This is a genomic window from Streptomyces enissocaesilis, assembly GCF_039533765.1.
GTDB classification, from domain to species: domain Bacteria; phylum Actinomycetota; class Actinomycetes; order Streptomycetales; family Streptomycetaceae; genus Streptomyces; species Streptomyces enissocaesilis.
Window position 1 is genome coordinate 1 of the sequence record NZ_BAAAUD010000003.1, and the last position, 1,791, is coordinate 1,791.

Consider the following 1,791-nt stretch of genomic DNA (forward strand, 5'->3'; position numbering starts at 1 on the left):
GGCCTTCACCGCCTGGTTGTGGCGGTGAAGGCCGACGTTGTGTTTGGGGAGGGTGTTCGGTGTCGCTGCGGCAGTGGGGGCTGGGAGAGGTTCCGGCGGAGACGGCTCGGGTGGCGTGGACGGTGTGTCCGAAGGGCACGTTGGCGATGCGGCTGCGGGATGAGTTCGCGGAGGTCTTCTCCGCTGAGGAGGTCGGGCGGTTGTTCCCGGCGGCGGGCCGTCCGGCGGTGCCGCCGGGGGTGTTGATGCTGGTAACGGTGTTGCAGTTCACCGAAGGGCTGTCCGACCGGCAGACCGCGGAAGCGGTCCGCACACGCATCGACTGGAAGTACGCGATGGGGGTCGAGCTGACTGATACCGGGTTCGACTACTCGGTGCTGAGCGACTTCCGGGCCCGGCTGGTCGAGGGAGGCATGGCCGAGGAGGTCTTCGAGCGGGTACTCACGACCGCCCGTGGCCGGGGAGTGCTGAAGCCGGCGGGACGGGCACGGACGGACTCCACGCGGGTGCTGGGGGCAATCCGGGCAGTCAACCGACTGGAGAATCTCGGGGAGACGTTACGCGCCGCACTCAACGCACTGGCGACGGTCGCGCCCGAGTGGCTGTCGGCGCAGGCCGACCCTAAGTGGTTCGACCGCTATGGGCACCGCGTTGAAGACGCCAGGCTGCCCAAGGGCAAGGACAAGCGTCGGGAGAGGGCCGAGCGGATCGGGGCGGACGGGATGCGGCTGCTGGAAGCGGTGTTCAGCCCGCAGGCGCCGCAGGGCCTGCGCCATCTTGGGGCGGTCGAGCTGGTGCGGCAGGTCTGGGTGCACAACTTCCACGTGGTGGAGGGGGCGGTGCGCTGGCGGGAGGAGAAGGACCTCCCGCCAGGCAGACTGCGCTCTGCAACCCCCTACGANTCCTTCTCCTCCCGCCAGGCAGACTGCGCTCTGCAACCCCCTACGACCCTGAGGCCCGGTCGGGGGCCAAGCGCGGTGCGGGATGGACTGGATACGTCGTCCATCTCACCGAGACCTGCGAGCCCGACCTGCCGAACCTGATCACCCACGTGGCCACCACAGACGCCTCGGTCGGCGACGTGAAGATGACAAGCGTCATCCATGCCGCGCTGGCCGAGCGCGGACGGCTTCCCGCACTTCACCTGGTGGACGCCAACTACATCGACGGGCACAACCTCGTCACCGCCCGTCGTGAACTGGGAATCGAGCTGCTAGGCCCGATTCAGGCCGACACCACTGCCCAGGCGCAGGGCCAATATCACCAGGACGCCTTCAGCGTCGACTGGGAAAACCGGACCGTTACCTGCCCTCACGGGCAAACCAGTACAGTCTGGCGGGACACGACCAGCCACCGGGGCACACCGGTCGTCCGGGCCAAGTTCGCCGCCCGGCACTGCTCGGCCTGCCCTGCACGTGAGCAATGCACCAGCTCCCCACACGGCAGGATGATCACACTCCGACCCCGGGAAGAGCATGAAGCGATCCGCGAACTCCGGGCTGCCGCAGACACCGATGTCTGGAAGGAACGGCACCAGGCCCGCAACGGCATCGAGGGCACTGTCTCGCAAGGCGTCCGGGCCTTCGGCCTGCGCCGATCCCGCTACCGCGGACGCGAGAAGACCCACCTGCAGCACCTCTTCACCGCCGCCGCGATGAACCTCACCCGACTCGACGCCTGGAACACCGGCACTCCCCGAGCCGGGACCCGCACCTCTCGCTTCGAAGCATTGCGTCCCGTCGCCTGACGGCGACGGGACGCAATGACCACGGCCTGTTTCCCAACAGTGTC

At 68.3% G+C, this 1,791-nt stretch carries 1 pseudogene; it reads left to right on the forward strand.

The features are described 5' to 3' along the window. Positions 1-59: 59 nt before the first annotated feature. Positions 60-1,747 (forward strand): annotated as a pseudogene (locus tag ABD374_RS00815) (IS1182 family transposase). The last annotated feature ends 44 nt before the right edge of the window (positions 1,748-1,791 follow it).